Origin of the sequence: Nocardiopsis lucentensis DSM 44048, from assembly GCF_000341125.1 — a bacterium.
Lineage (GTDB): Bacteria > Actinomycetota > Actinomycetes > Streptosporangiales > Streptosporangiaceae > Nocardiopsis > Nocardiopsis lucentensis.
In genome coordinates this window covers 1-4,881 of the sequence record NZ_ANBC01000572.1, presented here as the reverse complement: position 1 = coordinate 4,881, position 4,881 = coordinate 1, and the positions used below count along the sequence as shown (strand labels likewise).

At 73.0% G+C, this 4,881-nt stretch carries 3 protein-coding genes and 1 pseudogene; 3 read left to right on the top strand and 1 reads right to left on the bottom strand.

The window, feature by feature from the left end:
- The coding region (gene mmuM / locus D471_RS0119945; RefSeq protein WP_017600250.1) for a homocysteine S-methyltransferase at positions 1–823 on the bottom strand (823 nt) is incomplete at its 3' end.
- 175 nt (positions 824–998) lie between these two features.
- On the opposite strand from mmuM, the gene D471_RS0119940 reads away from it, so the two are divergent.
- The 3 genes and pseudogenes from D471_RS0119940 to D471_RS0119930 form a co-directional block, all read left to right on the top strand.
- Positions 999–2,669 carry a UDP-N-acetylmuramoyl-L-alanyl-D-glutamate--2,6-diaminopimelate ligase gene (locus tag D471_RS0119940; protein ID WP_017600249.1) on the top strand — a complete coding sequence of 557 codons (1,671 nt, stop codon included), beginning with the start codon at positions 999–1,001 and terminating at the stop codon, positions 2,667–2,669.
- 379 nt (positions 2,670–3,048) lie between these two features.
- Positions 3,049–4,497 carry a UDP-N-acetylmuramoyl-tripeptide--D-alanyl-D-alanine ligase gene (locus tag D471_RS0119935; protein ID WP_017600248.1) on the top strand — a complete coding sequence of 483 codons (1,449 nt, stop codon included), beginning with the start codon at positions 3,049–3,051 and terminating at the stop codon, positions 4,495–4,497.
- A pseudogene (locus D471_RS0119930) lies at positions 4,494–4,881 on the top strand (phospho-N-acetylmuramoyl-pentapeptide-transferase); the annotation flags it as partial. The gene D471_RS0119935 and the pseudogene D471_RS0119930, both read left to right, overlap by 4 nt.

The window sequence follows — 4,881 nt, the reverse complement described above, 5'->3', positions numbered from 1 at the left end:
CCTCGCACCAGGTGACGGCGGCCGCCCCGAACTCCTCGGGGTCGCTCGTGCCGGTCCACCTGCGTCGACGCGCGTCCCACACCTCACCCGAGTTGGGGTAGGCCACCGCGGGCAGTCCGACCGCCGCGACGGCGCGTACCAGGGACGGGACGAACCGGGGCGCGGTGCAGTTGACCCCGACCGCCACCAGCCGCCCCTCGGCGTGCCGCGGGGCGAGTTCGGCGGCGACCTCCGCCAGCGGCGTGCCGTCGCCGATGTGTTCCCCGTCCACGCACGAGAAGCTCATCCACGCGCGCACCCCCGGCGTCCCGTCCAACAGTCGTGCCAGGGCCCGGGCCTCGTCCAGTGACGGAATCGTCTCGCACGCCACCAGGTCGGCTCCCGCTCCGGCGAGCAGTTCCCACCGCTCACGGTGCCACGCCACGAGTCCGTCCTCGTCCAGGTCGTAGTCCCCGGTGTACTCCGAACCGTCCGCCCGCGCCGCGCCATAGGGCCCCACCCCCGCCGCGACCAGCCCCGCACCGAACGCGTCCCGCGCCTCGCGGGCCAACTCCACGGATCGCACGACCAGCTCCCGGCCCCGCGTCCGGCCGGTCCCCCTCGCGACGAACGCCTCCACGGTCGCCTGGTAACCGGCGGCGATCGCCACGTCAGCGCCCGCCTCGAAGTAGTCCGCGTGCACCCGGCGCACCAGCTCGGGCTCCTCCGCCAGCAGCCGCGCCGACCACAGCCCGCCGCCCAGGTCCCGTCCGTAGGACTCCAGACGGGTCGCGAGCCCCCCGTCGAGGACGAGCGGCCGCTCACCCGAAGCGATCCGAACCATGGGCTGCCTCCCGGTCGTGTGTGATCCACCGTATCGATGTGCCGTGGACCGCCCTCTCCGGGCGCACCCCGCGTAACCTGGGGGAAACTCCCGCGCGGGGAAACCACGCCGCGCGCAGCGTGGAAATTACCGAGCGGTCGTCCACAGCCGTTAACCTCCACTCGTGCCACCGGTAATGCGACCTGAACACACCCAATTCCGTCCGCTGTCCGCCCTCGCGACGCTGCTCGGGCCGGACACCACACTGCTGCGCCCCAACCCCGGCGCCGACGACACCGCCGAGGTGCCCGGCGAGGAGGTGCACGTCCGCGGCATCACCCACGACTCACGCCAGGTACACCCCGGCGACCTCTACGCCGCCCTGCCCGGTGCGCGCGCCCACGGCGCCGACTTCGCCGCGCAGGTCGCCGAGGCCGGGGCCGCCGCGATCCTCACCGACGCCGCCGGAGCCGAGCGGGCGTCGGCCACCGGACTGCCGGTGCTCGTCGTCCCGGACGCGCGGGCCGCACTCGGCACCGCGGCCGGATGGGTCTTCGGCGATCCCGCCCGGGACCTCCTCCTGGTCGGGACCACGGGCACCAGCGGCAAGACCACCATCACCTACCTGGTCGAGTCGGGCCTGCGCCAGGCCGGGATGAGCACCGGTCTCGTCGGCACCGTCGAGATGCGGGTCGGTGACGAGCGAGTCGCCTCCTCCCTCACCACCCCCGAGGCCACCGACCTGCACGGCCTGTTCGCGGTCATGCGTGAGCGCGGAGTCACCGCCGCCGCCATGGAGGTCTCCAGCCACGCCCTCGCCCTGGGCCGGGTCGGCGGCACCCACTACGACGTCGCCATCTTCACCAACCTCTCCCAGGACCACCTGGACTTCCACGCCGACCTGCGCGACTACTTCGACACCAAGGCGCGCCTGTTCACCCCCGAGTACTGCGACATCGCCGTCGTCAACACCGACGACCGCTTCGGCCGCGCGCTCGTGGACATGGTGCGGGGGGACGGCGCCGTGCCCGTCACCACCTTCGCCGTGGACGGTTTCTCCGACGCGGCCCCCGAGGCGGGCGGCATGCCGGCCGACTGGCGCGCCGTGGACGTGCGCCTGGGCGCCACCGGCAGCACCTTCCGCATCGTCGGTCCCGGAGGTATGGAGGCCAACGCCTCCGTCTCCCTGCCCGGGCCGTTCAACGTGTCCAACGCCATGGCCGCCATCGTCGGCCTGGTCGAGGCCGGGTTGCCGCTGGAGACCGCGATCGCCGGGGTGGCCGCGGCGCCCGGTGTGCCCGGACGCATGGAGCCCGTCGTCGTCCACGACGTGCCGAGCGCGGTCCAGGACTTCACCGCGATCGTCGACTACTCGCACAAGCCGGGCGCGATCGAGGCGGTCCTGACCGCCCTGCGCACCACCACCCGAGGGCGGCTGACCATGGTCGTCGGCTGCGGAGGCGACCGCGACCGAGCCAAACGCCCGCTCATGGGCGAGGCCGCCGCGCGCCTGGCCGACCACCTGGTCATCACCAACGACAACCCGCGCACCGAGGACCCCGTCACCATCGCCACCGCGATGCTGGAGGGCGTGGCCAAGGTCTCCGAGGACGTCCGGGCGCGCGTCACCGTCGAACTCGACCGGGCCGAGGCCATCCGCCTGGCCGTGGCCGGGGCCGACGCCGGGGACGTGATCGTCGTCGCGGGCAAGGGCCACGAGACCGGCCAGTACGTCAAGGGAGAGGTCCTGCCCTTCGACGACCGCGAGGTCCTGCGCGCCGCGTTGGAGGAGCGGCTCAGCGTCAGCGCCCGCGAGCGCCTGGGGGTCGCCCTCCAGGACATCCACCGGGCCCCTGACGAGGGCTGACGGCGCCACACGCCCGGACGTGACCGTTCGGGTCGCCCGGGGCGTGGCAGCGCCATCGCCCCGGGCGTGTCCGTGGGGCGCGCCGCATCGAGTACGGCCCGGTGCGGCGGTACGGTCACGAAGTGGCGCATATTGCTCTACACGGGCCCCGACAGGACCTCAGACACCTCAACATGTTCTAAGGTAGGTCCGGCAATCGCAGCCCGGAAGCGTGCCGCCCATGGTGGCTCCCACGGCAGTGGCGCGTGCCGACCCCGTGGTGAGGCCCGCGCGCCGTCGCGCGCACGGCATCCGCGGTGCCATCCCCTGACCTGAACTCCGGCCGGGTGGCCAAGCGCTCCTGCGGCGCCGTGAGCCGGGCCTGACATGAGGAGTGGATTTGATCGCGCTCACGCTCGATCGGATCGCTGAGATCACCCATACCGCGATCGGCGGATCAGCGCGCCCCGACACCGTCGTGGACGGCCCGGTCGTCATCGACTCGCGCCAGGCCGCGCCGGGAGCGCTCTTCGTCGCCCTGGCCGGCGAACGCGTGGACGGGCACGACTTCGCGGCCGCCGCCGTCGAGGCGGGGGCGGCGGCCGTCCTGGCGTCCCGCCCCGTCGACGCGCCACACCTGCTGGTGGACGGCGGCGACGACGAGGTCGTGGCGGCGTTGACGCGACTGGCCGCCCACGTGGCCGGGGAGCTCGGCGATCCCCGTCGGGGAGCGGACACCACCGAGGTCGTCGGGGTCACCGGGTCCTCCGGTAAGACCACCACCAAGGACCTCATCGCCCAGGTCCTCGCCCGACACGGCACCACGGTCGCCACCGCCGGTTCGTTCAACAACGAGATCGGCCACCCGCTCACGGTGCTGCGGGCCGGCACGGACACGCGCCACCTCGTGCTGGAGGCCGGGGCGCGAGGGATCGGGCACATCGCCCACCTGTGCCGTGTCGCGCCTCCGCGCATCGGTGTCGTCCTCAACGTCGGCAGCGCGCACATGGGCGAGTTCGGCGACCGCGACGCGATCGCCCGGGCCAAGGGCGAACTCGTCGAGGCGCTCCCGCCCGGCGGGCGGGAGCGCGGCGGAGGCGGCGTGGCCGTCCTCAACGCCGCCGCCCCGCGGGTGAGCGCGATGGCCGGACGCACCGAGGCGCGCGTGGTCACCTACGGTCTCGCCGAGGACGCGGACGTGCGCGCCACCGACGTGGTCCTGGAGTCGACCGGGGCCCCGTCCTTCACGCTTCACCTGGGCGGCGACTCGGCCCGGGTGCGGTTGGCGCTCGTGGGCGCCCATCAGGTGCACAACGCGTTGGCGACCGCCGCGGTCGCCGACGAACTCGGCATGGACATCGCGGAGGTCGCCGACGCCCTGGGAGCGGCGACCCCGGTGAGCCGGTGGCGCATGGAAGTCACCGAGCACGACGGCGCCACGCTCGTCAACGACGCCTACAACGCCAACCCCGAGTCCATGCGCGCGGCCCTGACCACCTTGGGCTCCCTCGCACGCGAGCGCCGTTCCATCGCCGTGCTCGCCCACATGGCCGAGCTGGGCGAGGACGGACACGCGGAGCACGAGCGAGTGGGCGAGTTCGCCGCCCAGACCGGTGTGTCCCACCTGATCGTGGTCGGAGAGCAGGCCGAGGGGATCGCCGTCGGCGCCGAACGCGCCGCCAGAGAGGGGCGGTGGCGTGGCGAGACCGTCCGGGTGCCGGACGCCGGGGCAGCGGCCTCGGCGGTGCGCGAGCGGATGCGCACAGGAGACGTCGTCATTGTGAAGGGATCGCGGGTGGCAGCGCTCGAAAGGGTTATCGACCTCATCACCAAGGGTGATGTCCAGTGATCGGCATCTCCATCGCGGCGGCGATCTCGCTCATCGTCTCCATGGCGCTGATGCCGCCGCTGATCAAGCTCCTGTACCGGTTCAAGTTCGGCCAGGAGGTCCGCGACGACGGCCCCGAGGGCCACAAGACCAAGCAGGGCACGCCCACGATGGGCGGCATCGTCATCATCCTCGGCGCGGTCGTGGGCTACTTCGGCTCGCACCTGGTGCTGTGGCTGGTCCAGCCCGGCGCGAACGGACCCACCGCCTCCGGCCTGCTGGTGATGTTCCTCTTCGTCGGCATGGGGTGCGTCGGTTTCCTCGACGACTTCATCAAGATCTACAAGCGCCGCAGCCTGGGCCTGCGCAGCGGGGCCAAGATGGTCGGCCAGGCCGTCGTCGGCG

What these genes read in the sequence shown, in the direction of transcription:
- D471_RS0119940 (WP_017600249.1), top strand. Translation starts at nt 999, where the DNA reads ATGCGACCTGAACACACCCAATTCCGTCCGCTGTCCGCCCTCGCGACG.